General features: G+C 67.3%; 1 protein-coding gene and 1 pseudogene. One reads left to right on the top strand and one right to left on the bottom strand.

The genetic code is table 11. The features are described from left to right. Positions 1-839: 839 nt before the first annotated feature. Entirely contained in the window at positions 840-1073 is a 234-nt protein-coding gene (locus G3N64_RS40110; protein ID WP_346778861.1) for a diguanylate cyclase, read from the top strand. Between the two features lie 81 nt (positions 1074-1154). Here G3N64_RS40110 and G3N64_RS39055 read toward each other — a convergent pair. Beyond that, positions 1155-1418: pseudogene (locus tag G3N64_RS39055) on the bottom strand (hypothetical protein); the annotation flags it as partial.

The following is a 1418-nucleotide window of genomic DNA, read 5'->3' as shown; positions in this document are numbered from 1 at the left end:
CCCGCGGGCACGGCCGCGAGCACCGGCGCCGGTGCAGCGCCGGATGCCGCAGCGGCGGCCGGCACGGCAGGCAGCGGCGCGGCCGACAGCGCGGCTGCATGAAAAGCGCCGGTCATGGCGACCGACAGGACGAACAGCGACACGGCCGGCTTCATGCGCCGCTCCGTTTCGTCATGATCGTCCGGTTCTCCGTCGCATCGAAACCGACGCGCGCAAAGCAGCTATGCCCGTGAGTGAACATCCCCACTGCTTCCCCTCATATCAAACGAACTGATCTGGTTCATTTATCGAAACGATGCGGCAATTTCCCGAATCCCCCGTCATCGCGATGCGCGCGCCTGGCACCGGCACACGCCCATTCGTCACACTATCTCAAAAACAAGACAAATCTCACCCCGATTCGCGACGATGAAGCGAAAAAAACCTCAATCCGGTCGGAACTGCTGCGCGAGAGGGACGAATGGTAAGAATTGCGCCGTTGTCGGCCGACGGGCCGGACGGCATACTGCCGGCGCGGTTCGGCTGGCCGGCGGCGGTCCGTTGCAGACCGCCCCCGAAACGCGCTGCCGCGGGGCGGCGCGTATGCTACCGCAATCTCGCGCCGCCGGACGTGCTTTCTTTCACGGAAAACTGACTTGAATCAAATCGTCGACACTGCCACTCCGTCCCCCGATACGCTGCTGCGCATCATCGCCGCGCAGACCGAGATCGCGAAGCTCGGCCTCGACCTCGGCAGCGTGATGGCATAGGGCCTGTTCCCGCTAATAACGGGCTTGCGCTGGCCCCCAGAAGGGCCGAGCGCAAGGATTGCGACGAAGCGAATACTCGACGTATTCGCGGTGATCCTGCCGAACCTCGGCAACCGCGACGATGCGCATGCGCAAAGCACGCGGCTCGCACGTCAGGTCGGCGCACCGTTCGAATTCGAGGGACGCCCGCTGCGGCTCGGCGTCAGCGTCGGGATCGCGCTGCTGCCCGACGACGGCACCGACATGAACGCGTTGATCGAGCGTGCGGACCAGGCGATGTATGAAGTGAAGCGCACGCGGTCGCAGCGGGCGGCGCACGCATGACGCGCACGCGAAGGCCGCTTCCTTGACGCACCGGCGGGCGGCGCGACACCCTCCGCGACCCGCGGCGGGCTTGAACGGGCGCTAGCCGATCTGCGGAACGGCGACCGCGAGCCCGACCACGAGCCACTGCACGATCGCGACGAGCACACCGGCGCGGCACAGCCCGACCGCGCCGCGCACGCGTGCGTCGAGCGCGCGTCCGGCCTTCGACGCGTCGATCCAGCCGAGATCGGCGAGTGCGCGGTCGAGCGCCGCGAGCCCGTCGTCAACCGAAGCCTCGCGCTCTGCCGCACGTGCGAGCGCGGCAAACAGCCGACGGTCGATCTCGATCCGCACCGCGTACCA

It is taken from the genome of Burkholderia sp. Ac-20344 (genome assembly GCF_017104975.1).
GTDB lineage: Bacteria > Pseudomonadota > Gammaproteobacteria > Burkholderiales > Burkholderiaceae > Burkholderia.
Note: the sequence above shows the minus strand (reverse complement) of the source record. Positions and strands in the feature narration are given on the sequence as shown.